The 25387-nt window shown below is 59.8% G+C and carries 24 protein-coding genes and 1 riboswitch; of the genes, 13 read left to right on the plus strand and 11 right to left on the minus strand.

Going from position 1 to position 25387, the window contains the following annotated elements; genetic code table 11:
- Window positions 1-360: 360 nt before the first annotated feature.
- The 4 genes from G5332_RS17615 (at window position 361) to G5332_RS17630 (ending at window position 5457) form a co-directional block, all read left to right on the plus strand.
- Window positions 361-813 carry a pullulanase gene (locus tag G5332_RS17615; protein ID WP_139405601.1) on the plus strand — a complete coding sequence of 151 codons (453 nt, stop codon included), beginning with the start codon at window positions 361-363 and terminating at the stop codon, window positions 811-813.
- Between the two features lie 211 nt (window positions 814-1024).
- The gene (locus G5332_RS17620) at window positions 1025-3172 is read left to right on the plus strand and encodes an adenosylcobalamin-dependent ribonucleoside-diphosphate reductase (RefSeq protein WP_421259529.1); all 2148 of its coding nucleotides are present in this window, start codon (window positions 1025-1027) and stop codon (window positions 3170-3172) included.
- A 10-nt stretch (window positions 3173-3182) separates the two neighbouring features.
- Window positions 3183-3866: an NrdJb gene (locus G5332_RS17625; RefSeq protein ID WP_421173228.1), complete on the plus strand. Its 684-nt coding sequence runs from the start codon at window positions 3183-3185 to the stop codon at window positions 3864-3866.
- A 220-nt stretch (window positions 3867-4086) separates the two neighbouring features.
- Window positions 4087-5457 carry a PhoH family protein gene (locus G5332_RS17630; protein ID WP_421173229.1) on the plus strand — a complete coding sequence of 457 codons (1371 nt, stop codon included), beginning with the start codon at window positions 4087-4089 and terminating at the stop codon, window positions 5455-5457.
- Window positions 5458-5539: 82 nt separating this feature from the next.
- Here the strand turns inward: G5332_RS17630 and thiQ are convergent, their stop codons facing one another.
- From thiQ to thiB, 3 genes are read right to left on the minus strand one after another with little or no spacing between them, the layout of a single operon-like run.
- Window positions 5540-6235, minus strand: a complete 696-nt coding sequence (gene thiQ, locus G5332_RS17635) for a thiamine ABC transporter ATP-binding protein (RefSeq protein ID WP_421311458.1) — start codon at window positions 6233-6235, stop codon at window positions 5540-5542.
- Window positions 6222-7841 (minus strand): thiamine/thiamine pyrophosphate ABC transporter permease, encoded by a 1620-nt coding sequence (gene thiP / locus G5332_RS17640; RefSeq protein ID WP_421311460.1) that lies wholly within the window; start codon window positions 7839-7841, stop codon window positions 6222-6224. The genes thiQ and thiP overlap by 14 nt, the downstream gene beginning before the upstream one ends.
- A complete protein-coding gene (gene thiB / locus G5332_RS17645) occupies window positions 7838-8818 on the minus strand; it encodes a thiamine ABC transporter substrate binding subunit (RefSeq protein ID WP_421311462.1) in 981 nt (326 codons plus the stop codon). The genes thiP and thiB overlap by 4 nt, the downstream gene beginning before the upstream one ends.
- Before the next feature lie 60 nt (window positions 8819-8878).
- Window positions 8879-8969: riboswitch (TPP riboswitch) on the minus strand.
- 89 nt (window positions 8970-9058) lie between these two features.
- On the opposite strand from thiB, the gene G5332_RS17650 reads away from it, so the two are divergent.
- On the plus strand, window positions 9059-9349 hold the full coding sequence (locus G5332_RS17650; protein ID WP_421311464.1) for a PilZ domain-containing protein: 291 nt from the start codon (window positions 9059-9061) through the stop codon (window positions 9347-9349).
- A 30-nt stretch (window positions 9350-9379) separates the two neighbouring features.
- Here G5332_RS17650 and G5332_RS17655 read toward each other — a convergent pair whose 3' ends face one another.
- The 5 genes from G5332_RS17655 to leuA form a co-directional block, all read right to left on the minus strand.
- Window positions 9380-10309, minus strand: a complete 930-nt coding sequence (locus G5332_RS17655) for a transglutaminase domain-containing protein (RefSeq protein ID WP_421311466.1) — start codon at window positions 10307-10309, stop codon at window positions 9380-9382.
- A gap of 117 nt (window positions 10310-10426) precedes the next feature.
- The gene (gene leuD / locus G5332_RS17660; RefSeq protein ID WP_421311468.1) at window positions 10427-11026 is read right to left on the minus strand and encodes a 3-isopropylmalate dehydratase small subunit; all 600 of its coding nucleotides are present in this window, start codon (window positions 11024-11026) and stop codon (window positions 10427-10429) included.
- Between the two features lie 12 nt (window positions 11027-11038).
- A complete protein-coding gene (gene leuC, locus G5332_RS17665; protein ID WP_227341948.1) occupies window positions 11039-12436 on the minus strand; it encodes a 3-isopropylmalate dehydratase large subunit in 1398 nt (465 codons plus the stop codon).
- A 33-nt stretch (window positions 12437-12469) separates the two neighbouring features.
- Window positions 12470-13555, minus strand: a complete 1086-nt coding sequence (gene leuB, locus G5332_RS17670; RefSeq protein ID WP_421311469.1) for a 3-isopropylmalate dehydrogenase — start codon at window positions 13553-13555, stop codon at window positions 12470-12472.
- Between the two features lie 192 nt (window positions 13556-13747).
- Window positions 13748-15310 carry a 2-isopropylmalate synthase gene (leuA, locus tag G5332_RS17675; protein ID WP_058057212.1) on the minus strand — a complete coding sequence of 521 codons (1563 nt, stop codon included), beginning with the start codon at window positions 15308-15310 and terminating at the stop codon, window positions 13748-13750.
- Window positions 15311-15718: 408 nt separating this feature from the next.
- On the opposite strand from leuA, the gene G5332_RS17680 reads away from it, so the two are divergent.
- From G5332_RS17680 to G5332_RS17715, 8 genes are all read left to right on the plus strand, one after another.
- On the plus strand, window positions 15719-16339 hold the full coding sequence (locus G5332_RS17680; protein WP_005349170.1) for a TetR/AcrR family transcriptional regulator: 621 nt from the start codon (window positions 15719-15721) through the stop codon (window positions 16337-16339).
- Window positions 16340-16465: 126 nt separating this feature from the next.
- Window positions 16466-16969 (plus strand): phosphatase PAP2 family protein, encoded by a 504-nt coding sequence (locus G5332_RS17685; protein ID WP_005358196.1) that lies wholly within the window; start codon window positions 16466-16468, stop codon window positions 16967-16969.
- Window positions 16966-18075, plus strand: a complete 1110-nt coding sequence (locus tag G5332_RS17690) for an MJ1255/VC2487 family glycosyltransferase (RefSeq protein ID WP_111900672.1) — start codon at window positions 16966-16968, stop codon at window positions 18073-18075. The genes G5332_RS17685 and G5332_RS17690 overlap by 4 nt, the downstream gene beginning before the upstream one ends.
- A gap of 37 nt (window positions 18076-18112) precedes the next feature.
- Complete coding sequence (locus G5332_RS17695; RefSeq protein ID WP_005339147.1) at window positions 18113-18265, plus strand: hypothetical protein; 153 nt, start codon at window positions 18113-18115, stop codon at window positions 18263-18265.
- 390 nt (window positions 18266-18655) lie between these two features.
- Window positions 18656-20374, plus strand: coding sequence for an acetolactate synthase 3 large subunit (locus G5332_RS17700; RefSeq protein ID WP_005339146.1), 1719 nt, complete (start codon window positions 18656-18658; stop codon window positions 20372-20374).
- A 91-nt stretch (window positions 20375-20465) separates the two neighbouring features.
- Complete coding sequence (gene ilvN, locus G5332_RS17705) at window positions 20466-20960, plus strand: acetolactate synthase small subunit (protein WP_005311605.1); 495 nt, start codon at window positions 20466-20468, stop codon at window positions 20958-20960.
- A 104-nt stretch (window positions 20961-21064) separates the two neighbouring features.
- Window positions 21065-21691, plus strand: coding sequence for a LysE family translocator (locus G5332_RS17710; protein WP_047436232.1), 627 nt, complete (start codon window positions 21065-21067; stop codon window positions 21689-21691).
- Between the two features lie 135 nt (window positions 21692-21826).
- Entirely contained in the window at window positions 21827-22786 is a 960-nt protein-coding gene (locus G5332_RS17715; RefSeq protein WP_421311470.1) for a LysR substrate-binding domain-containing protein, read from the plus strand.
- 89 nt (window positions 22787-22875) lie between these two features.
- Here the strand turns inward: G5332_RS17715 and G5332_RS17720 are convergent, their stop codons facing one another.
- Genes G5332_RS17720 through G5332_RS17730 form a run of 3 tightly spaced genes read right to left on the minus strand, consistent with a single transcriptional unit; the run spans window position 22876 to window position 25321 of the window.
- Entirely contained in the window at window positions 22876-24057 is a 1182-nt protein-coding gene (locus G5332_RS17720; RefSeq protein ID WP_421222441.1) for a M20 metallopeptidase family protein, read from the minus strand.
- Window positions 24057-24506 carry a hypothetical protein gene (locus G5332_RS17725; protein WP_033114935.1) on the minus strand — a complete coding sequence of 150 codons (450 nt, stop codon included), beginning with the start codon at window positions 24504-24506 and terminating at the stop codon, window positions 24057-24059. Before G5332_RS17725 ends, G5332_RS17720 begins: the two co-directional genes overlap by 1 nt.
- Window positions 24503-25321, minus strand: coding sequence for a DUF3100 domain-containing protein (locus tag G5332_RS17730; protein WP_421311472.1), 819 nt, complete (start codon window positions 25319-25321; stop codon window positions 24503-24505). Before G5332_RS17730 ends, G5332_RS17725 begins: the two co-directional genes overlap by 4 nt.
- Window positions 25322-25387 lie beyond the last annotated feature (66 nt).

Below are 25387 nucleotides of genomic sequence, written 5' to 3' on the forward strand. Positions count from 1 at the left end.
GCCGAACTCAGAAGTGAAACGCGGTAGCGCCGATGGTAGTGTGGCATTCGCCATGCGAGAGTAGGACACTGCCAGGCGCCCAATACAAGAAACCCCGCTCATCGAGCGGGGTTTTTATTGCCTGCAATTCAGCACGTCACCGGATTATTAGACTTTCCCCTTCTTGTCATTCATTGATTACCCTTCTAAAGCCCCAAAAAGACCTCTTTTTCTGTTCGATATTTGCTCACCAGTTCAAGGTGTTGGATACAAAAAGTACAGAATGTGATGCCTCTACCTTTCTTGTGATACCTACTCTGGTTTAATTCTTCAGTCCACATGGATGGACCAAGGAATCACAATAATTTAAGGAATAGACCCATGTTCAAAAGAACAGTAACGATGATGCTGGCGGCGGGAACCCTGGTATTAGGCGGTTGCGCATCCAATGGTGGTGCAGAGCAGGCTGGGGCAGACAACGGCGATTTCGGTGGCAAGTCCATCTACCTGCGCGGGGAGATGAACGACTGGATGGCCACTGATGAAAGCAAGGTAGTCAAGGTGGCCGACAAGCTCTATATGGCCAAAGGCACCCTCAAGAAAGAGTGGGCCCCCTACAAGTTCAAGTTTGCTGATTCAGGCTGGAGCTGCGGTACCAACTTTGGCTATAAGAGCCCGAGTGATGGTGTTGCCGTGTTGGGTGGTGAGGCGGTGCCGGTCAACCCATGCTCCAAGTATGAGGACATGAAGTTCTCACCAGATGCTGATGGCGTCTACGAGTTCTATCTGAATATGGCGGGTGAAACACCGTCCGTTTACGTCAAGAAGCCCTGATCTATCTCTGAGTGTTAAATATCTCAGCAAATTAATCAGTTAAGTGCCCTGGCCCAGAAATCTGCTGGCCGGGGCATTTTTTTAGGTTAGAATCTGCGCCCTCATGGCATCAGGTGTACTATATGTTGTGCCATTAATTTTAGATGGCACCATTAGTTGTGTTTTCTGCTGTTGTCATGATGTTGATGCATTCACATAAGGTTGATTGAAAATGGCTAAATCGAACCCGGTGCTGGAGAGTGAGCTTGGCTCCCGCCTTATCCCCATGCAGGAAACGTCCCTCGAGATCTGGGATAGCAAGTATCGCCTCAAGAGCAAGGATGGCACTCCCATCGACAGCTCTATCGATGAGACTTACCAGCGGGTAGCCCGTGCGTTGGCAGAGCAGGAGCTGGAACCGGAGGTCTGGTATGAGCCGTTCCTGTGGGGGCTGCGCAATGGGGCCATTCCGGCGGGCCGCATCACCTCCAACGCCGGGGCTTTTGAGCACAAGCCTGCCACTTCAACCATCAACTGCACTGTTTCCGGCACCATCGAAGATTCGATGGACGATATCCTCGGCAAGGTGCACGAGGCTGGCCTGACCCTGAAAGCCGGTTGTGGTATCGGCTATGACTTCTCGACTCTGCGCCCGCGCGGTGCTTTTGTCTCCGGTGCCGGTGCCTACACTTCCGGCCCGCTCTCCTTCATGGATATCTATGACAAGATGTGTTTCACCGTCTCGTCAGCCGGTGGCCGTCGTGGCGCCCAGATGGGCACTATGGATATCCGCCATCCCGATGTGATCGAGTTTATTCAGGCCAAGCGTGAAGATGGGCGCCTGCGTCAGTTCAACCTCTCCCTGCTCATCACCGAAGATTTCGTCAAGGCGGTGAAAGAGGATGCCCCCTGGTCGCTGATCTTCCCCTACACCGCCAAAGAGGTGGAGCAGGATGGCATTGCGCTGGACGATCCCGCTCAGGTGCTATGGGCCGACTGGCCCAACAAGGAAGGGGTTGTATTCAACGAGCTGGGGCAGGTCGCCTGTAAGGTCTACAAGATCATGCCAGCCCGCAAGCTGTGGAATGTCATCATGACCTCCACCTATGACTATGCAGAGCCCGGCTTCATCCTGATCGACAAGGTCAACCAGATGAACAACAACTGGTTCTGTGAAGAGATCCGCGCGACCAACCCCTGTGGTGAGCAGCCGTTGCCGCCCTACGGTGCCTGTCTGCTGGGCTCGGTCAATCTGACCAAGTTTGTGCACGACCCTTTTACTGAAAACGCGGCATTCGATTGGCAGGCGTTTCGCAAGGTGGTGGCCATCTTTACTCGCATGCTCGACAACGTGGTGGAGATCAACCAACTGCCACTGGCCAAACAGCGCGAGGAGATCACAGCCAAGCGCCGTCACGGCATGGGTTTCCTGGGTCTTGGTTCAACCCTCACCATGCTGCAGATCAAATATGGCTCTGCGGCATCCGTGGCCTTTACCGAGCAGGTATCCCAGGAGCTGGCGATGACCGGCTGGCAGGAGTCCCTGCGTCTGGCCAAGGAGAAGGGCCCGGCCCCCATCATGGAGCAGGAGTTCGAAGTAACCGGCAAGATGCTGCGTCTGCGCCCCGAGATGGCTGCTGATGGCATCAAGGTGGGTGACAAGGTGAAGGGCAAGGTGCTGCATGCGCGTTATAGCCGCTATATGCAGCAGGTTGCCGAGGTAGATCCTGCGCTGGTCGCCGAGCTGGCGGAGGTGGGTGGGCGTTTCACCCACCACAGCAGTATTGCACCCACCGGCACTATCTCGCTGTCTCTGGCCAACAACGCCAGCAACGGCATCGAGCCGAGCTTTGCCCACCACTACAGCCGCAACGTCATCAAGCCGGGCAAGAAGAGCAAGGAGAGCGTGGATGTCTACTCCTTCGAGCTGCTGGCCTATCGTGAGCTGGTGAATCCGGCCGCCATGCCCTATGCCGATGATGAGGCGAGCCGTCTGCCGGACTACTTCATTACTGCTGATGACATCACCCCGGCGCAGCATGTGGACATTCAGGCTGCGGCCCAGCGCTGGATCGACTCCTCCATCTCCAAGACTGCCAACGTGCCGACTGATTTCCCGTTCGAGCAGTTCAAGGACATCTACATGTATGCCTCGGACTCCGGTCTCAAGGGCTGCACCACCTTCCGCTTCAATCCGGAGGCCTTCCAGGGCGTGCTGGTGAAGGAGAAGGATCTGGAGAACACCCTCTATGAGTTCACTCTGGAGGATGGCTCCGTCATCTCCGTTAAGGGGAACGAAGAGATCGAATACGATGGCGAGCTGCATACGGCCGCCAACCTCTACGACGCCTTGAAAGAAGGCTATTACGGTAAATTCTGAGAACGACATTATGGTCAAGAAGATCGACAAGAAAATCGTCGCCTACAAGGTGCGTACCAAGGATGAGCCGCAAGAAGATCTCTCTGCGCAGGATGACGTGGTGCACATGCACGAAACCGTGCTGCGCCCAGAGCGGCTGATGGGCACCACCTACAAACTGAAGACGCCGGAGCATGTCTCCGAGCACTCGCTGTTCATCACCATCAACGACATCATTCTCAACGAAGGCACGGTGCACGAAACTCGCCGTCCGTTCGAGATTTTCATCAACTCCAAGAGTTTGGAGCACTACCAGTGGATCGTGGCGCTGACCCGTATCATCTCGGCGGTATTCCGCAAGGGGGGGGATGTCACCTTCCTGGTGGAGGAGCTGCGTTCCGTATTCGATCCCAAGGGTGGCTACTGGAACAAGGGCAAGTATGTGCCGTCGCTGATCGCCGAAATTGGCAACGTGATCGAGAGCCATCTCACCGAGATAGGCATGCTCAAGGCGCCGGGGTTGGACGAGCATCAGCAGGCATTTCTGGCCGAGAAGCAAGCCGAGTTGAAAGCCGCTCAGGAGGCTAAAGAGCAGCAGGTGAGCAGTGGTTTTCCGGCCAATGCCGCGCTCTGCTACAAGTGCCACACCAAGGCGCTGGTGCTGAAGGATGGCTGCATGACCTGCCTCAACTGTGGCGACTCCAAGTGCGGCTGACAGACATGCTCAAGTAGTTGAACGATAGAAAAAAGACCGGCCATAGCGTCGGTCTTTTTATTGCTGTTTTTATGCGCAATCACATCAGGCGGCCAAGTGATTTGTTGCGCGATAGTAAAATCGGGCGTAGCGTTGAGGGTAATAAAACTGTCACGGCCGTGTGGTTTCAATGACATCTGAGATTCACACACGTGGCCCTTCAGTGCCAAGGAGGATGCTTATGGACAATACGGACCGAAAGCTGTTTATCCTGGATACCAACGTTCTGCTTCACGAACCCCTCGCTATCTACTCCTTCAAAGAGCACGACGTGCTCATCCCCATGACGGTGCTGGAAGAGCTCGATAACATCAAGGATCGCAACAAGGATGTCAGCCGCGACGCGAGGGTCGCCATCCGTGCGCTGGAAGATGTGTTCCGCGATGCAACCCCGGATCAGATCACTCAGGGCGTTCCGCTGGCTGGCGAAGCGAGCGGCCATATCTGCATCTTCAGCGATCACCATCTGCCGCAGGATGCCGAGGTCTTTACCGACAAGGAGGCCGACAACCGCATCATCAACGCGGCCCTCTATCTGCAAAAGCACGAGTTGAAGCGTCAGGTGGTGCTGGTCACCAAAGACATCAACATGCGCCTCAAGGCCAAGGGGGCCGGGCTTGCTCACGTTGAAGATTACCGCAGTGACCAGCTGATCGATGATATCCGCCTGCTGGCCAAGGGCTTTCAGGTTGTGCCCGGCAGCTTCTGGGAGCTGGTTGGCGAGTGCGAGAGCGAGACCCATGGCCGCGATACCATCCATGTGATCGATGCCAATCTGCTGGAAGGGGTTCACGTAAATCAGTATCTGGTGGATGAAGAGAATTTCTTCGCCGCCCGGGTACTCAGCCACGATGGCAACAAGATCCGCATCAAGGATCTGGGCCGCGAGCGACTGATGTCCCGCAAGGCGTGGGGTGTCCATCCCAAGAATGTCTATCAGGGGATGGCGCTGGATGCACTGCTCGATCCGCACATCGATCTGGTGATCCTGACCGGCCCGGCCGGTTGCGGCAAAACCTTGCTGGCCATGGCTGCTGCGCTGGAGTTGGTGATTGAGAAGGGCATTTACGAGAAGGTGATCGTCACCCGGAATACCCCGGAAATTGCCGAGAGCATCGGCTTCCTGCCCGGCACCGAAGAGGAGAAGATGATGCCCTGGTTGGCGGCGGTGACCGACACCCTGGAGGTGCTGCACAAGCAGGACGAGAACATGAGCGGCTCGCTCAGCTACATCATGGAGAAGGCCAACATCCAGTTCAAATCGGTCAACTTCATGCGCGGGCGCAGCATCCAGAACACCTTCGTGCTGCTGGATGAGTGCCAGAACCTGACCGCGTCCCAGATCAAGACCATCATCACCCGCTGCGGCGAGGGTACCAAGATCGTCTGCTCCGGTAACCTGGCCCAGATCGACTCCAACTATCTGAGCCCTGTGACCTCGGGTCTCACCTACATCGTCGAGCGTTTCAAGGATTTTGACGGCAGTGCCAACATCTTCCTCAATGGCGTGGTGCGCAGCCGACTGGCTTCGTTCGCCGAGGAAAATCTCTGATTTAGCTGACTATCTTCATATGAAAAAGGGAAGCCACTTGGCTTCCCTTTTTTGATCCCGTCACCAGTTCAGTGTCCTTGGGTCACTGTCCAAGGTAGCGCAGCAGCCCCGGGTGGCTGCTGTTTTGTAGAATATCCGGCTTGCCTTGCAGGGCGATGCGCCCCTCGTCGACAAACAGCACCTGATCGGCGATAAGCTGGGCATCCTCCGGATTGTGGGAGACCATCAGCACGGTAATGCCCTGCTCGCAGGCGAGGCGCGCCACTTCGGCCAGCATCTCCCGGCGCAGGGCGGGATCGAGGGCAGAGAAGGGCTCATCCAGCAGCAGCAGCGGTTTGCCGCGCACCAACGCGCGAGCCAGCCCGACCCGCTGCTGCTGGCCGCCGGAGAGCTGTTCAGGCAGGCGGCTTAGCATCTCGCCAAGACCGACTCGCGCGGCTGCATCGATCACCTGTGCCCGCTGGGCTGCACTCAGGCGCAGGCCCGGGTGCAAGCCGATGGCGATATTGTCGAACACCGACAGGTGGAGGAACAGGTTGTGATCCTGAAACAGGGTGGTGACTGGTCGCTCGGCGGGGCCCAGCGGCAGCAGATCTTCGCCATCGAAGCTGAGGCGGCCTGACTCCACCGGCACGAACCCAGCGATCATCCCGAGCAGGGTCGACTTGCCTGCGCCGCTTGGGCCAATCAGCGCGGTGATCTCCCCCTTGGGCAGGGTCGCGCTGAAGCTGACGCGCCAGTCGGGGTAGCTGGTCGCAAGCATATCAATGTTCAGCATGTTTTCCTCCAAGACCCCGCTCCACCAGCCAGAACAGGGAGAAACAGAGCGTCAGCAGCAGCAGAGCGGTGGCGGCTGCCTCGGTCAATCGATAGCTGCCAAGCTGTTGGTAGAGCAGCCAGGGCAGGGTGGTGAGCTCCTGACTGCCAAACATGGCGATGGCGCCGAGATCCCCCAGCGAGAGGATCATCGACAGCGCCATCGCCAGTGCCAGCGGGCGGCGCAGCAGCGGCCACTCCACCAGTCGCAGGCGATGCAGGCCGCGTACCCCCAGGCTATCCGCCAGCCGGTCGTATTGGCGCACCACCAGCTGCATGGGGGCGGAGAGGGTGCGCAGCACGTAGGGTAGCGCCATCAGGGCGTTGACCAGCACCACCAGCCAGGGGCCGAGGGCGAACACATCGGCGAACGGCATAAACAGGATGAAGAGACCGGTGGAGAGCACCACTGCCGGGATCATCAGGATCACCGAGCCGCTGGCCTCCCACAGGGCGGCAGCCCGCCGCTGGCGGGTGCGCACCTTGAGGTGGCGACTGGTGAGCAGCAGGCCGCTGCCGAGCAGGGTCGCCAGGGTGCCTGCCGCCAGCGCAATCAGCAGCGACTGGCCGCTCGCCTGCCACAGCTTGCTTGAGGTGAGCGCTGTCAGCAGGCCGGGGTGGAGGCCTGCCACTACGATGGCAAGCAACGGTGGCAGAAAGATGGCGAGCCCGATGCTGAGCGAGAGGAGATCCACCACGGCCGTGCCTGGCTGATGGCGATCCGGCCGCAGGCAGGGACGACGGGGTGTCACCCTGCTGGCCGGGGGGCTCTGCAGCTTGTGCTGCAGGGCGAGCAGGGCGGCGGTCAGGATCAGCTGCACCAGCGCCAGTCCGCCTGCGGTGGCGAGATCGAAGTCAAAGCGCAGCGCCTGATAGACGGCCACCTCCAGCGTGGTGGATTTCGGCCCGCCTCCCAGCGCCAGCACTGTGGTGAAGCTGGTGAAGCAGAGCATAAAGATGAGGCTGGCCAGCCCCGGCAAGATGCCGCGAATAAGCGGCCACTCCAGCAGCCGGAAGATATGGGATGAGCGCATGCCGAGCTGGCTGGCGAGGCGCCAGCTCGATTCGGGGATGCTCTCTATGCTCTGCAGCATCAGGCGGGCCGCCAGCGGCATGTTGAAGAAGACGTGGGCCAGCAGGATGCCGAACAGGCCGTAGAGATAATTGCCGGGATCCAGCCCCAATGAGTGCAACAGTTGCGGCAGCCACCCCTGTTTGCCGTGTACCGCCACGATGCCGAAGATGGCGATGATGACCGGCAGTACCAGCGAGAGACCGAACATCTTGATCAGCAGGGTTCGACCGATGAAGCGGCGCCGTGCCAGCGCGCGGGCCACCGGAATGGCCAACCCGAGACTGAGCAGGGTGGAGAGCAGTGCCTGCCCCAGACTGAAGCCCAGCACATGACGCAGATAAGGATCTGCGAGCAGGGTGCGGGGTGCCAGCGAACCGGCCTGCCACAGCAGGGCCGCGAGCGGCCCGAGGGATAACAGCAGGATCAACAGGGTGGCTGCACTGCCCGGCAGCCACCAGAGGGGACGCGCCTGTGGTTTCCGATGACGGCTCACTGGGTGACGGCTTGCAGCCACTCGCGGATCCACCCTTTGCGATTGGCGGCCACCTCATCGCTGCTGAAGGCGAGCGGCTTGGCTACGGTGATCATCTGCTCGAAGCCCTTGGGCAGCGGCGTGTCGATCACCGGATACATCCAGTTGCCGGTCGGGATTTCCTGCTGGAAGGCGGGGCTCACCATAAATTGCAGGAACTGGTCAGCCAGTTTCCCCTGTTTGGCGCTCTTCAGCTTGGCGGCCACTTCTACCTGGCGGTAGTGACCCTCCTCGAAGGCGGCAGCCTGATACTGGGGCTTGCTCTCGGCAATCAGGTGATAGGCCGGAGAGGTGGTGTAGGAGAGCACCATGTCCGCTTCGCCATCGAGGAACATGCCATAGGCCTCTGACCACCCCTTGGTGACGGTGACCGTCTTTTCGGCAAGCTCGGCCCAGGCGGCAGGCGCCTTGTCGCCGTAGACAGACTTCATCCACAGCATCAGCCCCTGCCCCGGGGTGGAGGTGCGGGGATCCTGATAGATCACCTTGAGGTCGGGACGCTCCACCAGCTCTTTCAGGCTCTTGGGCGGCTGCTTGAGTTTGTCTTTGTCATAGACGAAGGCGAAGTAGCCGTAGTCGTAGGGGACGAAGGTGTCATCCTGCCAGCCACCCGGCACCTTGATGCCATCCAGCTTGGCGGGATGGGGGGCGAACAGGCCGCTCTGCTTGGCTTCGCTGATGAGAGCATCGTCGAGCCCCAGCACCAGATCGGCCTTGCTGTGGTTGCCCTCCAGCCGCAGCCGGTTGAGGATGGCGACCCCATCTTCGAGGGGAACCAGATTGAGGGTGCAGTCGCACTCTTTCTCGAAGGCCTGTTTGATCTTGGGTCCCGGACCCCACTCGGCAGTGAAGGAGCTGTAGGTGTAGACGGTGAGGGTGTCGGCGGCGAACACATTGGCCGACAGCAGGCCGGTGGTGACTAGCAGCAGGGTCTTCATGGGTGGCACTCCTTATTACTTGTTAATAACGAGGTGCCAGCGGGTGAGGGCGCAAAAAATGAGCGCCATGCCTCAAATTCCTCCGCCAGCATTATCTGGATCAGGTACACGGGTATAATCTCAGCGGTAAACCGCACCCCGTTTGAGAAACGAACCGCATTGTATTAACGTTCTTTTGGGTAGACCAGCGCAATTGTGCAATACCCATGAGATGACGCCCACCCAACAGAGGATGTTCGCGTGCTTACCAATACCAAGGAAAGGCGTGCCTTTGCGCGCATGGTCATCAATGCTCCGGTCTCCGTCTATCAGCAGCAGCTGGTGCTGGAGGGGATCTGCCGGGATCTCAGTGCCAACGGCATGGGGATTGCGGTCTCTGAACACCAGCTCGACATCAATCAGCCCATCCGGATCAGTCTTGCCACCCACAACAACCTGTTGCCTCCCTTTGAAGCCCATGCCCGTATTATCCGGGTGCTGGAGGAGGAGAGCGGGTTGCTGCTGGCGGTAGAGTTTCTGCCTCAGGGTTAATCCTTTCTCCCCATCGGCAGAGGGAGGGGATTAGCCTTTCTCCTGAACCGGCTGCACACTCAACTGCTTGCTATCGACCAGCGTTTTGCTGGTCGATGCTATTTGGCCCGCAGGCAAGATGGCGGGGCCGGTAGGTTCGAGCAGCAGGTAGTTCTGCCCCTGCCAGTTGAGGGTCACATCCCCCGGCTTGGCGGGCAGGTCAACGGCCAGCAGGGCATGGCCGGGGACGAACACCATGGCCTGTTTCAGCTCGGGAAAGAGCTGGGCTAGCATGGCGGCCATCAGGGTTACCTTGCTGTCGCAATCCCCCCGATTCTGCTCCAGCACCTGACGGGGCGGGAGAAATCCTTTGCCCTGCCTTCCATTCAGGCTGTCGAGCTGCTGGTAGGGGATGCTCTGGATAAAGGTGAGCATATGGGCCACGGTTTTCTGGCGCGCTTCTGTTTCGGTGCTGCCCTGCTGCTTGAGTTGATCCGCCAGCGGAGCCAGCCCGCTGCGACTCTCCAGCGCGATGCGCACATGATCCTGCTTCACCGCCAGCTGCCCGTCGGGGGGGGTGAAGTACTGGAAGTAGTGTTTGGTCAGCCACGCCTGCTCCTCTTTGCTCCGCTTGGACTGCAGAAAGGCCATCGCCTCGCGCGCCTTGTCCTGATTGCGGCTTTTCAGATGCAGCTCCAGCGAGGGACGGGCGAGGGTGAACTGCACCTCGGGGTAGTTCTGGCGCACCTCCCGCAGCAACACCTGCAACACCTCCTCCTGCATTCTCGCCGGACGATAGGCGATAAGGGGCGGCAACTTGCCCTGTTCGAGCCGGTAGGTGAGCTGTTGGGGTTTGCCTTCGCTATCCTGCCAGCCGACGCTGATCTGGCCGAGGCTGTTGTTGAAGCTGGTTTGGCTGGCACCCGCAGGCAGGGCAAGCAGCAGGGCACAGAGCAGAGGAATTGCCGTCGGTCTCTTCATCATCCTTTCCTGTGGCACGGGCCAGTTCCGGTGGCCCAAAGTGGGAAGCGTAGCGGACAGTAAAACAGGGAGCCGAAGCTCCCTGTTGATTCTACTCGTTTTTTTGCAACTGGCGCGTTAAATCCAGCTCGGCTGGTTCGCCTCAAAGGCGCTGATGGCGGCCTCGTGCTGCATGGTCAGACCGATGGCATCCAAGCCGTTGAGCAGGCTGTAACGGCGGAACTCGTCGATCTCGAAACCGAAGCTGAGCTCACCTGCGCGCACCTGATTGGCTTCCAGATCCACCTCGATCTCGATGCCCGGCTTGGCGGCGACCAGCTGGAACAGGGCGTCAACCTCCTCCTCCTTCAGGCGCACCGGCACCATGCCATTGTTGATGGCGTTGCCGTAGAAGATGTCGGCAAAGCTCGGCGCTATGATGGTCTTGAAGCCGTAGTCGGCCAGCGCCCAGGGGGCGTGCTCGCGGCTCGAGCCGCAGCCGAAGTTCTCGCGGGCCAGCAGAATGCTGGCACCGGCGAATTGCGGCTGGTTCAGTACAAACTCGGGGTTGGGCTGCTGGCCGGCATCGTCGAGGAAGCGCCAGTCATGGAACAGGTGCTTGCCAAAACCGATGCGGTTGACCTTCTGCAGAAATTGCTTGGGAATGATGGCGTCGGTGTCGACGTTGGCGCTGTCGAGGGGGACGACGATCCCTTTATGCTGTTTGAATCCTGTCATCTAAATGTCCTCTTACAGTGCGCGAATGTCGGCGAAGCGGCCGGTGACGGCAGCGGCGGCGGCCATGGCCGGGCTCACCAGGTGAGTGCGGCCGGCGCGGCCCTGACGTCCTTCGAAGTTGCGGTTGCTGGTGGAGGCGCAGCGCTCTCCCGGTTGCAGCCGGTCGTTGTTCATGGCCAGACACATGGAGCAGCCCGGCAGGCGCCACTCAAAGCCGGCCTCGATGAAGATCTTGTCCAGCCCCTCGGCTTCGGCCTGCGCCTTCACCTGCTCGGAACCCGGCACCACCAGCGCCTGCACGCCAGCGGCTACCTTGCGACCGCGAGCGATGGCGGCGGCGGCGCGCAGATCCTCGATGCGGCTGTTGGTGCACGACCCGATAAATACTTTGTCGATGGCAACGTCGGAGAGCTTCTGACCCGGTTGCAAGTCCATGTAGGCGAGCGCCTTGCGGGCTGACTGCTGCTCCATCAGATCGCTGAAGGATTCCGGCGCCGGAATGGGTTCATTAACGGCAATCACCTGCCCCGGGTTGGTGCCCCAGGTGACCTGTGGGGCGATATCGGCGGCATCGAGCATCACTTCGGCATCGAAACGGGCACCTTCATCGCTCTTGAGGCTCTGCCAGTAGGCGATGGCCTGCTCCAGCACCTCGCCCTTGGGGGCGAATTCCTTGCCGCGAATGTAGTCGATGGTGGTCTGGTCGGGGGCGATCATGCCCGCCTTGGCGCCCAGCTCGATGGCCATGTTGCACACCGTCATCCTCCCTTCCATGGAGAGGTTCGCAATGGCATCGCCAGCGAATTCCACCACGTAGCCGGTACCACCGGCATGGCCGACCTTGCCGATAATGGCCAGTACCACGTCCTTGGCGCTGATGCCCTCGGCCAGCTTGCCGTTGACCGAAATGCGCATGGTCTTGGCGCGGCCCTGTTTCAGGGTCTGGGTGGCCATCACATGCTCCACTTCGGAAGTGCCGATGCCGAACGCCAGCGAGCCGAAGGCACCATGGGTGGCGGTGTGGGAGTCGCCGCAGACGATGGTGGTACCGGGCAGGGTAATGCCGAGCTCGGGGCCCATCACATGGACGATCCCCTGATATTTGTGGTTGAGATCGTAGAGGCGAACCCCGAACTCCTTGCAGTTGTCCGCCAGCGTCTCCATCTGGATGCGAGCCATCTCGCCGGAGGCCGCGATGTCCTTGGTAGTGGTGGAGACGTTGTGATCCATGGTAGCCCAGGTCAGGTCCGGGCGGCGCAGCTGGCGATTCATGGCGCGCAGGCCGTCGAATGCCTGCGGGCTGGTCACTTCATGCACCAGATGGCGGTCGATGTAGATGAGAGGGGTCTCCCCTTCCACTTCCCGTACCACGTGGGCGTCGAATACTTTCTGATAGAGGGTCTTGGCCATTGCTTCTCTCTTCCTTGTTCTCTGTTATGCGGCTCAGATCCGGGCGGCGATCTGGCTACCCATCTCGGACGTGCTCTGCACCGGGTGGCGGGCGCTGGCCTGATGCAGGTCGGCGGTGAAGTAACCCTCGGCCAGGGTCTGGGCCACGGCCTGCTCAATGGCTTGGGCGGCAGCCTCCATTCCTAAGCTGTAACGCAGCATCAGGGCGGCGGAGAGGATCTGGGCGATGGGGTTGGCAATCCCTTTGCCGGCGATATCCGGGGCCGAACCACCGGCCGGTTCGAACAGGCCGAAACCTGATTCGTTGAGGCTGGCGGAGGGGAGCAGCCCCATGGAGCCGGTGATCATGGCGCATTCGTCGGAGAGGATGTCGCCAAACAGGTTGGAGCAGAGCAGCACATCGAACTGGGACGGATCCTTGATGAGCTGCATGGTGGCGTTATCGATGTACATATGGTTGAGGGTTACGTCCGGATAGGACTTGGCGACTTGCGTCACCACCTCGCGCCACAGAATGGAAGAGGCGAGTACGTTGGCCTTGTCGATGGAGGTGACCTTGCCACGGCGCACGCGAGCCGACTCAAAGGCAATCTTGGCGATGCGCTCAATCTCGAAGCGATGGTACACCTCGGTGTCGAATGCCTTCTCGTTCGCCCCCTCTCCCTCGCGCCCCTTGGGTTGGCCGAAGTAGATGCCGCCGGTCAGCTCGCGCACGCAGGCGATGTCAAAACCGCGATCCGAGATGTCGGCGCGCAGCGGGGAGAACTGCTCCAGACCGGTATAGATACGAGCCGGACGCAGGTTGCAGAACAGTTTGAAGTGGGCACGCAGGGGCAGCAAGGCGCCACGCTCAGGCTGATTGTTGGGGGGCAGATGTTCCCATTTCGGGCCGCCCACCGAGCCAAACAGCACGGCATCGGCCGCTTCACAACCCGCGATGGTGCTTTGCGGCAGCGGGGTGCCGTGGTTGTCGATGGCGATGCCGCCCACGTCATGGCGATCATACTCGAAGGCGAGGCCGAACCTGGCCTGCACCTTCTCCAGTACCTTGACGGCCTCGGCCATCACTTCCGGGCCAATGCCGTCACCCGGCAATACTGCGATCCGATAACTGCTCATACACTCTCCATCCTGATATTGTCTTTGAGATCCCTCTGTCCGGTTTCCCCGACGTTGCGCGCGGTTGCCGGTTCAGACGTTCCCCGTCCCGATGTTGTCATTCCATGCCGTCTGTGTGGCAGCGAGTCCTGCTCAGACGGTTTCCGATTTGATGCTGTCATTCCATTCCGTCTATTTGGTACCGAGCCCTGTTCAGACGGTTTCTGATTTGATGCTGTTATTGCGTTCCATCTGCTCGGCCACCTGATCGGCGCGCCAGATGCTGTTGATCACATGGAGCAGGGCGTGGGCCGAGGATTCGATGATGTCGGTGGCCAGCCCCATACCGTGAAATTTGCGCCCCTTGTACTCGGCGACGATATCGACCTGACCGAGGGCATCTTCCCCTTCGCCCTTGCTCTTGAGGGCATATTTGTCGATGCGGATCTCATAGCCGGTGATGCGGTTGATGCACTGGTAGACCGCATCCACCGGGCCATTGCCGGTGGCCGCTTCGCAGATCAGATCCTGTCCCACCTTCAATTTGACCGAGGCGGTGGCCAGTACCGAGCTGCCGCTCTGCACCCCGAGGTACTCCAGTTTGAAGTGCTCGGGCTCTTCGTGGATCTGGCTGAAGAAGGCCAGTGCTTCGAGGTCGTAGTCGAACACCTGCCCCTTCTTGTCGGCCAGGGTCAGGAACTTGCCGTAGAGGTGGTCGAGGTCGTAGCTGCTCTCGGCGTAGCCCATAGACTCCATCCGGTGCTTGATGACGTGACGGCCGGAGCGGGAGGTCATGTTGAGGTTGTTCTGGGTCAGGCCAATGCTCTCGGGAGTTATGATTTCGTAGGTATTTTTCGCCTTGAGCACCCCATCCTGATGGATGCCGGAGCTGTGGGAGAAGGCGTTGGCACCGACGATCGCCTTGTTGGGTTGCACCGGCATGTTGCAGAGCTGGCTGACCAGCGTGCTGGTGCGATGAATTTCGCTGTGGCGGATATTGGTTTGTACCCCGAGCAGGTCGGCGCGGGTTTTGAGGATCATCGCCACCTCTTCCAGCGAGCAGTTGCCCGCCCGTTCGCCGATGCCGTTGATGGTGCACTCGATCTGGCGTGCCCCCATCTGCACCGCGCCGATGGAGTTGGCCACCGAGAGCCCCAGATCGTCGTGGCAGTGGACCGAGATGATGGCCTTGTCGATGTTGGGCACCCGGTTGAACAGGGTGTGGATGATGCCGGAGAACTCGGTCGGTACCGTGTAGCCCACGGTATCCGGGATATTGATGGTGCGGGCGCCCGCCTTGATGGCGGCTTCCACCATGCGGCACAGGTTGTCTATCGGGGTGCGGCCGGCATCCTCGCAGGAGAACTCCACGTCATCGGTGTAGCGCAAGGCGTGCTTGATGGCGCCGACCCCCATCTCCAGCACATCCTCGAAGCTCTTTTTCAGCTTGCTCTCCACATGGATGGAGGAGGTGGAGATAAAGGTGTGGATGCGAAACGCTTCGGCGACCCGCAAGGCTTCGCCGGCGGCGTCGATATCCTTGGGCAGGGCGCGGGCGAGGGCGCAGACCCGGCTGTTTTTGATGTGGCGGGCTATGGTCTGCACCGATTGAAAATCGCCGGGAGAAGAGACCGGGAAGCCCACCTCCATGACGTCGACACCGAGCCGCTCCAGTGCCTGGGCGATCTGCAGCTTCTCCTTGACTGTCAAACTGGCCGCCAGGGCCTGCTCACCATCACGCAAGGTGGTGTCGAATATGATGACCCGATCTGACATGTGACTTCCCTCTTCCTAAGTTCGGTAACGTGCATCCTGCGGCGGCATAAAAAAACCCGTGCAGGGTGCACGGGTTTTTGTAAATTCCGGCTATGCCTTAGCCCGGCTACAAGGATCCCGCGCGAGTTAACGCGATTAGGGAGATTAGTAGTAGCGGGGTGGCGATACGCATGACGTTGTTATTCCTTCCAGTCGATAACGCTTTTACCAATATCGAGATTTTTATGCTGTGTCAACACGGAAGGTCAGGGGCAATCTGCTGACGTATTTAATCGGATTGTAAAGGATTGCAAATTTCCTTGTCCCATATTCGGCCCATGACCGATTATCTGGTCATTCCTGCTGTGCTCTATTCTCTGCACAACCAGATCGACTTATCAGCATTGGCTGAATTATCTGAGGTGTTAAATGGAAAAACGTAGACCTGGTCGTCCGGTCGGACGTTCTGACATTCGTGACAAGTTGCTTGCTGCCGCCCGTGAGCGTTTTCTCAATACTCCCTATAGCAAGGTGACTACACGCGAAATCGCGGAGCTGGCTGGCTCCAATCTGGCAATGATCCACTACTACTTCGGCAGTAAAGAGGGTCTTTACAAAGCGGTGCTGGGCGATGTCGCCGAGCCCCTCGACCATGCCTGGCAAGATGAACACAGCAATCACAGCCTCAACGAGCTGCTCAACACCTACTATCAGGTGATGGCGCCCAACAGCGAGCTGACCTCGGCCATCTCCAGCGCATTGTCAACCGAGAAGAGCCCGGGCCGGGATTTTGTGCTGAACCGCCTGCTGGAACGTCAGCTGCCGCAGTTCGATGCCCTGCTGGAAACCATGAAGTCCAACGGCGAGCTGGGTGACAACCTGGATCCCGACATGCTGAAGATCTCCTTCCTCAGCATGATGTGGCAGCCATTCGTGATGAAAGATCTCTACGAGCAGGTGTTTGGCCTGAAAGTGGATGAGCACTTCATGGCCCGTCTGGCTGACCACAACTGCCGTCTGATGGAGACCGGTCTGCGCGGCAGCCACTGATTTTGCCGAAACATCGAGATTAAAAAGGGCCATTCGGCCCTTTTTTCATAAATCTGTTATCCCTTGTTCAACGTAACGTCATCCCGCTTTCTTACTCTGCAAGCAGAATTCAGGGAAGGAGGGGATATGAACAAGATCCAGCAATGGGACCTGCAGGTGTGCCGGGTCTGCCTGCTTCACGGCTACAACCGGCAGCAGGCGAGGGTGAGTCGTCTCATTTCCCGCACCGGCGATGGCCCGCTTTACGCTGTGCTGGCCGCCCTGCTCTGGTGGCAGGGGGAGGCAGAGCGGGAGCTGGTGCGACTGGCGCTGCTAGCCTTCGCCATCGAACTGCCCCTCTATCTGCTGCTGAAAAACAGCCTGAAACGGCAACGGCCGGTCGGCTTGCCGGTCTTTATCACTCCTTCCGATCGTTACAGTCTCCCCTCCGGCCACACCGCCGCCGCTTTTCTGATGGCCACCATACTGGCCACCGGCTTTCCGCTCTGGGCGCCCCTGCTGTTTGGCTGGGCGGCGCTGGTGGGGGCATCCCGGTTGCTGCTCGGGGTACACTACCTGAGCGATCTGGTAGCCGGTGCCCTGCTGGGTGGCGGTTGCGCCGTGCTGGCGCTCAGCTGGAGCCACTCATGAGGATACTGTTCGGGGTGCAAGGCACCGGCAACGGCCATATCAGTCGCAGTCGCACCCTGGCGCGGGCGCTGCGCACGGCAGGGGTCGAGGTGGATTATCTCTTTAGCGGCCGCCCTGCCGACCGCTACTTCGACATGGAGGAGTTCGGCGCCTACCGCGCCTTTCCCGGCCTCACTTTTGTCAGCCACGAGGGGCGAGTTTCTCCGTGGCGCACCCTGCAGGCCGCCTCGCCGCTCACTTTCTGGCGGGATCTGCGGTCTCTCGATTGCAGCGAATACGATCTGGTGGTGAGCGATTTTGAGCCGCTGACCGCCCACGCCGCCCGCCGCTATGGCAAGCCGAGCCTCACCGTCAGCCATCAGGCCAGCTTCAACTGGCCCATCCCGCGCTGGGGGGAGGATGGGGTCAGCCGCCAGCTGATGCGCCACTTTGCTCCTGTGGATCAGCCGCTCGGGCTGCACTGGTTTCACTTCGGCCACCCCTTGCTGCCGCCGGTAATCGACCCTATCGCCGCTGCGTCGGATAACTGCGAGATCCTGGTCTATCTGCCGTTCGAGCAGACCGAGGCGATCGCCGCCCTGTTGTCGCGCTTTGGTCAGCAGCGCTTCGTCTGCTTTCACCCCGCCATTCGCACCCCGAGCCAATGGCGCAATCTGCGCTTCGAGCCGCCGTCGCGACACGGGTTTATCGCCGTGCTGGCCGGTTGTCGCGGCGTCATCTCCAACGCAGGTTTCGAGCTGGCTTCCGAGGCGCTCACCCTCGGCAAGAAACTGCTGGTCAAACCCCTCGGCGGCCAGTTCGAGCAGCTGACCAATGGCAAGACCCTCGAGATGATGGGGCTGGCGACCCTGATGGATGTGCTCGATGCCAATCTGGTGCGTACCTGGCTCGACAGCGCCTCGCCCGGGGCAGTCTGTTACCCCGATGTAGCAGGGGAGCTGGCCCGCTGGCTGGCGGCGGGCGCTGACGAGAGCGTGGCCTCTCTGTCGCGGCGGCTCTGGGCGCGCACTCTGTTTCCGGAGGAGGTAAGTGATCGCCTGAGCGAGCTGGATGGGGGCGACTGTTTATCCAGTTGCTGGTTATCGCAAGTGAGCGTTGTTGACTAGACTGAAAGGCGATCCCACCAAGGAGAGGACGGAGCAAATGCGCTTTACCAATGAAAACGGCGAAGTCATGAACCTGGCTGACAATCTCACCCTGCACGAGTTGCTCGATATGGGTGTCAGCATTTCGGTCAGTGAAGAGACCGATCCGGATCAGCAGATCTGGCTAGCGGAGCCGGACCAGGAGAACTGAGTCATCATTCGGCATCAAGCCCACCGCTGAGCGGTGGGCTTTTTTGTGGCTGTTTTCCCCCTCTGCGGAATGATCCGCTGGCCATTCCCCGACTTCCTTCCCTTTTGTCTCATGGTCGCTGCGGCAAGTCATTGAATGTTAATAGCCGGTTGAAATGTATGACTGTTCTGGTCAGATAAAGCCGTGGACAAGCGTTATGAAGCGGGTTAAGTTGGTTTTTCACCCTATTTTCGGGTGAATGACGGAAAAATCCTTTTTTTCTACTGTCGACGGGGCTGAATTGGGCCGATCTGCATTCAGATAACAACAAGAAACGGATCGGGCCGTGCCGGGAAGCACGGCATCGTCGGCGGGATTCGCTAAACGGAGCAAAGCCTGGAGGGCTTTATCATGGAGATGTTATCAGGCGCCCAGATGGTGGTTAGAGCGCTGGAAGATCAGGGAGTTGAGCACGTCTTCGGCTACCCTGGTGGCTCAGTGCTCGACATCTATGACGCTCTCTTCGAAAACGGCAAGATGGAGCATGTCTTGGTGCGGCACGAGCAAGCCGCGGTTCACATGGCTGACGGTTACGCCCGTTCCACCGGCAAGGTGGGGACTGTGCTGGTAACGTCGGGCCCGGGAGCGACCAACTGCATTACCGGTATTGCCACTGCCTATATGGATTCCATCCCGCTGGTGATCCTCTCCGGCCAGGTGCCGACCAGCATGATCGGTGAGGATGCGTTCCAGGAGACCGACATGATCGGTATCTCCCGCCCGGTGGTGAAGCACAGCTTCCTGTGCAAGAAGGCGAGCGATATTCCCGAGGCCATCAAGAAGGCCTACTACATTGCCGCCAGCGGCCGCCCGGGGCCGGTGGTGGTGGATCTGCCCAAAGATGTGCAGAACCCGAAAGAGAAATTCCCCTACCAGTATCCCGAGACGGTCTCCCTGCGCTCCTACAACCCGACCAAGTCTGGCCATAAAGGGCAGATCAAGCGGGCAGCCAAGCTGCTGGTAGAAGCCCAGCGCCCGGTGATGTACGTGGGCGGTGGCGCCATCAACGCCAATGCGGACCATCTGGTGACCAAGCTGGCGGAGCTGCTGAATCTGCCGGTGACCACCACCCTGATGGGACTGGGGGCTTTCTCCGGTGTCCATCCGCAATTTATCGGCATGCTGGGGATGCACGGCACCTTCGAAGCCAACAAGACCATGCACAACGCGGATCTCATCTTCGCCGTCGGTGCCCGCTTCGATGACCGCGTCACCAACAACGTGGCCAAGTTCTGCCCCAATGCGACCGTGGTTCATATCGATATCGACCCCACCTCCATCTCCAAGACGGTGCAGGCCCATGTGCCCATCGTCGGCTCGGTGGAAACCGTGCTGGAGCAGATGCTGGAAGTGATCCGCGAGTGTGGCTTCGATAACGACAAGGAGGCGCTGGCGGACTGGTGGAGCCAGATCAACCAGTGGCGCTCCCGTCACTGTCTGGCCTACGAAAAGTCGGCTACCCAGATCAAGCCGCAACAGGTGATTGAGACCCTCTACAAGGTGACCCAAGGTCAGGCGTTCGTCGCCTCTGACGTGGGTCAGCACCAGATGTTTGCCGCCCTCTACTACCCGTTTGCCAAGCCGCGCCAGTGGATCAACTCTGGTGGCCTCGGCACCATGGGCTTCGGTATTCCGGCCGCCATGGGGGCCCAGTTTGCCAACCCGGATGCGGTGGTCTGCTGCGTCACCGGCGATGGCTCGGTGCAGATGAACATTCAGGAGCTCTCCACCTGCATGCAGTACGGGGTGCCCATCAAGATCATCTCCATCAACAACCGTGCGCTGGGCATGGTCAAGCAGTGGCAGAAGATGTTCTACGGCGGTCGTCACAGCCACTCCTACATGGAGTCCCTGCCGGACTTCGTCAAACTGGCGGAAGCCTACGGCCATGTCGGCATCGCGGTGAGTGATCCGGCCGAGCTGGAGAGCGCCATGGAGAAGGCCTTCGCCATGAAGGATCGGCTGGTGTTCATGGATATCTCGGTAGACCCGGATGAGCACGTCTATCCGATGCAGATCAAGTTTGGCGCCATGGATGAGATGTGGCTGAGCAAGACGGAGAGAACCTGACGATGGAACATATTATTTCGGTCGTGCTCAAGGAGCTCAAGTTTGGTTCCATCAAGGACGAGATGTGGCTGAGCAAGGCGGGGGAAATATCATGAGACACATCATTTCAGTACTGCTGGAGAACGAATCCGGCGCCCTGAGCCGCGTGGTGGGCCTCTTCTCCCAGCGCGGCTACAACATCGAGACCCTGACGGTGGCACCGACCGAGGATCCCACCCTGTCACGCATGACCATAGTCACCATGGGTGACGAGCGGGTGCTGGAGCAGATCCAGAAGCAACTGCACAAGCTGGTGGATGTGCTCAAGGTGTGCGACCTGAGCGAAGGGGAGCATATCGAGCGGGAGATCGCGCTGGTCAAGGCGCGCGCCGCCGGTGGAGCCCGTGACGAGCTGAAACGGCTGGCGGATATCTTCCGTGGCCAGATCGTCGACGTCACCCCGGAGCAGTACACGGTACAGCTGGTGGGTACCAGCGAGAAGCTGGATGCCTTTATCAAGACTGCCGCCCAGACCAACGAGATCATCGAAGTAGTGCGCTCCGGCGTCTGCGGCATCTCGCGGGCGGACAAGGCACTGCGGCCCTGATGGCTGGCGGGACAGCTGATAATGCGTCAGCTGCCGCAGAGTGAAAGAAAAGAGGGCTCTGTGGAGCCCTTTTTGTTTGGTTTTTCTTTACGAGGGGAGGGGGGATGTTCGGTATTCATGATCTTGCACTGTTTATGGTCTCGGGGTTGCTGCTCAATATCATGCCGGGGCCGGACTCCCTGCTGGTCATGCTGCGCAGCGGCTCGCAAGGGTGGCGTGCCGGTTCGGTTGCGACGTTGGGCATTGGCACCGGTGTCATGGTGCATGTGCTGGCGGCGGCCCTCGGTCTGTCGGCCCTGCTAAGCGCGTCGGCCGAACTGTTTGCCCTTATCAAGCTGGCTGGCGCCATCTACCTGATCTATCTGGGGTTCTCCCTGCTGCGCCAGCAGGCTACGGGGTCAATGGAGAGAGGGGCCACCCTGCCAGCCCTCTCCTATGGCCAGATTTACCGGCAGGGAGTGCTGACCAATGTGCTCAACCCCAAGGTGGCGCTCTTTTTTCTCGCCTTCGTGCCCCAGTTCATCGCGCCGGATGCCCCCGACAAGGCGCTCGCTTTTATCCTGCTCGGCTGCATCTTCAATCTGGGCGGCATCATCTGGTGTCACCTGCTGGTCTTTACCACCGTCTATGCCAGCCACAGGGTACGCTTGTCACAGCGTCTCGGCCGCTGGCTCAACCGGGGCATCGGCACCCTGTTTGTCGGGCTCGGGATCAAGCTCGCCAGCGACTAGCTCGCCGCTTTCTGACCTGAGGCAGATTATCGTGCACCGCGCTGTGGTATGGTCGGCAGTCAGCTGCGGGGCCAGCCCCGCTCTCTCTTTTTCAGGTCAGCCCCACTGGCCGCAGCAGCGAGATCCCTTGCCCAGATGAACATCGCCCGGCTCAAGAACTTTACCGAGATCGTGAAGAACAACTTCAACATCTCGGCGACGGCGGAGAAGCTCTATACCTCCCAGCCGACCCTCAGCAAGCAGATGAAGATGCTGGAAGATGAGCTGGGATTCGCCCTCTTTACCCGCAAGGGGAAGAATCTGGTCGGCTTGACCAGCGCAGGCGAGCAGGTGATGGAGCTGGCCAAGGGGGTAGTGGCGCAGGTGGAGCAGATCAACCAGCTGTCGCTCGGGGAGCAACTGGCTACCAGCGGGGTGCTGCGTATCGCCACCACCCACACCCAGGCGCGCTACAAGCTGCCAACGGTGATCACCGAGTTCAGCCGTCGTTATCCCGATGTGGCGATCCAGCTCCATCAGGGGGCACCTGCCCAACTGGCTCAGATGGTGCAAAGCGGCGATGTGGATATGGCGATCGCCACCGAGTCCATGTATTTGTTCGACGAGCTGGCCGCCGTCCCCTGTTATCGCTGGGGGCGCAGCGTGGTGGTGCCGCACGGTCATCCGCTGATCGACTGCCAGCCGCTGTCGATGGCAGATCTGGCCCGCTATCCCCTCATCACCTATGTGTTCGGTTTCACCGGACGCTCCAAGATGGACAAGGCCTTCAGCCGCCACGGTCTCTCGCCGAAAACAGTGCTGACCGCCACCGATACCGATGTGATCAAGCACTACGTCCGGCTCGGGATGGGGGTCGGGGTGATCGCCAGTGTGGCCTTCGACGAGGGGGAGCGGGAGGATCTGGTGAGTTTCAACATCGACCACCTGATCGCCTCGAGCGCCACCCACATCTGCCTGCGCAAGCATGCCCATCTGCGTGACTACATGTACGACTTTATCCACCTCTACGCCCCCCATATCAGCCGGGAGACGGTGCAACTGCACCTTATCAACCAGCCGCCGACTGCCAATATGGCGGAGTTGCCGTGGCTCTAGCCGCGGGTTGTTTGTCGTACACAGAGCAAGAATGCAGAGACAAAAAAGAGAGGCTGTTGCCTCTCTTCTGGTTTTATCGGGATGCGAGATTAAGCGCTGCGGGTCGCTAGGTTGATAAAGATCTGGGCTCCGACCAGCAGGCAGTCGTCATCGAGGTAGTAGGGGTTTGCATGCAGATAGTTGCAGATCCCCTTGGCCTGACAGCCGCTGCCGAGGAAGAACATGGCCCCCTTGCGGCCACGGCAGGCGTTGACCATGTAGCTGAAATCCTCGCTGCCGGTCATCGGCTGACCCTGAGCGTTGATCCCCTCGGAGGGCAATACGTCGGCGGCCGCTTGCAACAGGCGGGCACAGGCATCGGCGTGGTTCTCGACCGCCGGATACCCGGCATAGACCATCTTGGTCTTGAAGCCGCGCAGCTCGCTCTGGGCCACGATCTCCTTGAAGCTGTTCTTCAGGATCTGGTCTGTCTCGGCATCCATGGCACGGATGGTGCCGCGCGCCTGCACATGGTCGGCGATGGCGTTGGGGATGGTGCCGCCGTTGATCATGCCGCAGCCAAACACCGCCGGGCTGAACGGGCTGGTGCGCTTGGCGACGATGTAGTCCATGTCTTCGATGATCCGCACCGCTTCGCGGATGGCATCCAGCCCCTTGTGGGGGGTGGATCCGTGGGCGGATATACCGTGCACATCCAACGTCCAGGCGGAGCCCCAGGAGGACATGACACCGTGGTTGAACTTGATGGTGCCGGTCTCCATGGCGCCGTCGTTATGGAGGGCATAGATCTCGTCCACCCCCTTCATGCAGCCCAGTTCGACCATCTTCTCGGCGCCCGGCACCCGCATATCCTCTTCCGCCATCTGGAAGATAAAGCGGACGTTGTACTGCAGGCGATCGCGGTTGGCGGCCAGAAACTTGGCTGCGGTCAGGGCGATCGCCATATGGGAGTCGTGACCGCAGTTGTGGGCCATTCCCTCGTGGGTCGACTTGAACGCAACCTCGCTCATGTCGTGCATCTCGAGGCCATCCATGTCGGCACGGAAGGCGATGGTCGGCAGCACAGGATCAACTACCAGATCGCCGTGGAAACCGGTGAAGCCCGGGTAGTCGGTGAGACGGTAGCCAAAGCCTGCCATCAGCTCGCGGCAGTAGGCCGAGGTCTTGAACTCGACGCCGGAGGCTTCCGGAATGGTGTGCAGATGGTGGCGCACTTCCTGACTGAAGTCGCGCAGGGCCAGCAGGGCCGGTTCAATGTGGATGTTGTTCATCAGATGATCCCTTGAATGGAGAAGCCGAGCTGGGCCACCAGCGAGGCGCCGAAGAAGCAGCAGGTGGAGACGATCATGAAGATCAGGATCACTTTCCAGGACATCTTCTTCAGCTCTTCCAGCTGACCGCCCACCGAGAGACCGGCAAAGGCCAGCAGCGGTACGCAGCAGGAGAGGAAGGAGATCTTGGCTACGGCGTCAATGAAGAGGCCGCGCACCGGGGTTTCCGGCAGGCAGATGAGAATGCCGATGATGGTGGCATAGGCAAATGCCGGCAGGGAGGAGGGCAGGTAGCGCTTGGCAATCAGCGAGGCGAACACCACCAGCGACATGGCGATAAAGCTGTCACCCATCAGCCAGAGCGGGGTGCCGGTGGTCAGGGTCTGGGTAAACATAGCCAGCAGGATCGCCAGAAAGACGAATCGCATATCCATTACGATGCTTTTCATGCTTTCTCTCCTTTGGCAGTCAGGGCATAGATTTTTTCAGCGAGCGGCAGACCCAGATAGGTGAGGGAGAGGGCGCCGAGGGCAGACGAGAGCAGGTTCGAGGCTGCCGCGATACTCAGCACCTGCTGAGCCAGTGCTTCGTCGAGACCGTTGATCAGGGCGCCGGAAGCGGCACTCAGCATGGAGCCTGAGCCCACACCGGAGCCGGCAGCCAGCGCCAGCGGGTGCAGACCGGTGAGCGGGGCGATACTGCCCAGCACGCTGAACCAGAGGGTACCGATGACGGAGCCGCACAGGTAGATGGCCAGCACGCCGATGTACTCCTGGGAGCCGGTGCCGAACTTGCCCTGAATTACCGCAACGGACGGCTCACGGCTGATGGAGGAGCAGGCCCCGATGGCGCGGCGGCCAAAGCCGAACTTCACCGCCAGCGGAATGGCGATCAGGATCGGCAGCAGGTTGCCAATCTCCTGCAAGAACAGCGGCACGCCGACGCTCAGGATCATCTTCAGGTTGGGGATGATCATCCCCGCGTACTGGGTACCCAGGATCAGCAGGCTGAAGCCCACCATCTTGCCGCAGAAGCCCTCTTCTTTTTCGGTGAAGAGCTGCTTCCAGCCGGGGATGCGATCCTTGACCGGTTTGGCGGAGACAATCATGCCGATGATGACGGCAAAGAGCATCGGCAGGATCGGGATGATGGCGATGCCGATCCTGATCTCCTGTTTGCCTATCAGGTACTGGGCCACAAAGATCAGCATGGCGGTTGCAAATATGCTGACTGTGACTGTCTTGAGGGGGCTGGTTTGCTGCATAGTTTTTTCTCTTGTTATTCCCATGTGTGGCCATCGTCAGGATTGTCCAGACCGATGATGGGGGCA

This window comes from Aeromonas sp. 603757 (genome assembly GCF_049171255.1).
GTDB lineage: Bacteria > Pseudomonadota > Gammaproteobacteria > Enterobacterales > Aeromonadaceae > Aeromonas > Aeromonas veronii_A.

Excerpts from the sequence above, each read along its gene's own strand:
- leuD (WP_421311468.1), bottom strand. The coding sequence starts at position 11,026 with ATGACAGGATTCAAACAGCATAAAGGGATCGTCGTCCCCCTCGACAGC.
- G5332_RS17700 (WP_005339146.1), top strand. The coding sequence starts at position 18,656 with ATGGAGATGTTATCAGGCGCCCAGATGGTGGTTAGAGCGCTGGAAGAT.
- G5332_RS17615 (WP_139405601.1), top strand. The coding sequence starts at position 361 with ATGTTCAAAAGAACAGTAACGATGATGCTGGCGGCGGGAACCCTGGTA.
- G5332_RS17620 (WP_421259529.1), top strand. The coding sequence starts at position 1,025 with ATGGCTAAATCGAACCCGGTGCTGGAGAGTGAGCTTGGCTCCCGCCTT.
- G5332_RS17720 (WP_421222441.1), bottom strand. The coding sequence starts at position 24,057 with ATGAACAACATCCACATTGAACCGGCCCTGCTGGCCCTGCGCGACTTC.
- G5332_RS17630 (WP_421173229.1), top strand. The coding sequence starts at position 4,087 with ATGGACAATACGGACCGAAAGCTGTTTATCCTGGATACCAACGTTCTG.
- G5332_RS17625 (WP_421173228.1), top strand. The coding sequence starts at position 3,183 with ATGGTCAAGAAGATCGACAAGAAAATCGTCGCCTACAAGGTGCGTACC.
- G5332_RS17715 (WP_421311470.1), top strand. The coding sequence starts at position 21,827 with ATGAACATCGCCCGGCTCAAGAACTTTACCGAGATCGTGAAGAACAAC.
- leuB (WP_421311469.1), bottom strand. The coding sequence starts at position 13,555 with ATGAGCAGTTATCGGATCGCAGTATTGCCGGGTGACGGCATTGGCCCG.
- ilvN (WP_005311605.1), top strand. The coding sequence starts at position 20,466 with ATGAGACACATCATTTCAGTACTGCTGGAGAACGAATCCGGCGCCCTG.
- G5332_RS17725 (WP_033114935.1), bottom strand. The coding sequence starts at position 24,506 with ATGAAAAGCATCGTAATGGATATGCGATTCGTCTTTCTGGCGATCCTG.
- thiB (WP_421311462.1), bottom strand. The coding sequence starts at position 8,818 with ATGAAGACCCTGCTGCTAGTCACCACCGGCCTGCTGTCGGCCAATGTG.
- G5332_RS17680 (WP_005349170.1), top strand. The coding sequence starts at position 15,719 with ATGGAAAAACGTAGACCTGGTCGTCCGGTCGGACGTTCTGACATTCGT.
- G5332_RS17710 (WP_047436232.1), top strand. The coding sequence starts at position 21,065 with ATGTTCGGTATTCATGATCTTGCACTGTTTATGGTCTCGGGGTTGCTG.
- leuA (WP_058057212.1), bottom strand. The coding sequence starts at position 15,310 with ATGTCAGATCGGGTCATCATATTCGACACCACCTTGCGTGATGGTGAG.
- G5332_RS17685 (WP_005358196.1), top strand. The coding sequence starts at position 16,466 with ATGAACAAGATCCAGCAATGGGACCTGCAGGTGTGCCGGGTCTGCCTG.
- thiQ (WP_421311458.1), bottom strand. The coding sequence starts at position 6,235 with ATGCTGAACATTGATATGCTTGCGACCAGCTACCCCGACTGGCGCGTC.
- G5332_RS17695 (WP_005339147.1), top strand. The coding sequence starts at position 18,113 with ATGCGCTTTACCAATGAAAACGGCGAAGTCATGAACCTGGCTGACAAT.
- leuC (WP_227341948.1), bottom strand. The coding sequence starts at position 12,436 with ATGGCCAAGACCCTCTATCAGAAAGTATTCGACGCCCACGTGGTACGG.
- G5332_RS17730 (WP_421311472.1), bottom strand. The coding sequence starts at position 25,321 with ATGCAGCAAACCAGCCCCCTCAAGACAGTCACAGTCAGCATATTTGCA.
- G5332_RS17655 (WP_421311466.1), bottom strand. The coding sequence starts at position 10,309 with ATGAAGAGACCGACGGCAATTCCTCTGCTCTGTGCCCTGCTGCTTGCC.
- G5332_RS17690 (WP_111900672.1), top strand. The coding sequence starts at position 16,966 with ATGAGGATACTGTTCGGGGTGCAAGGCACCGGCAACGGCCATATCAGT.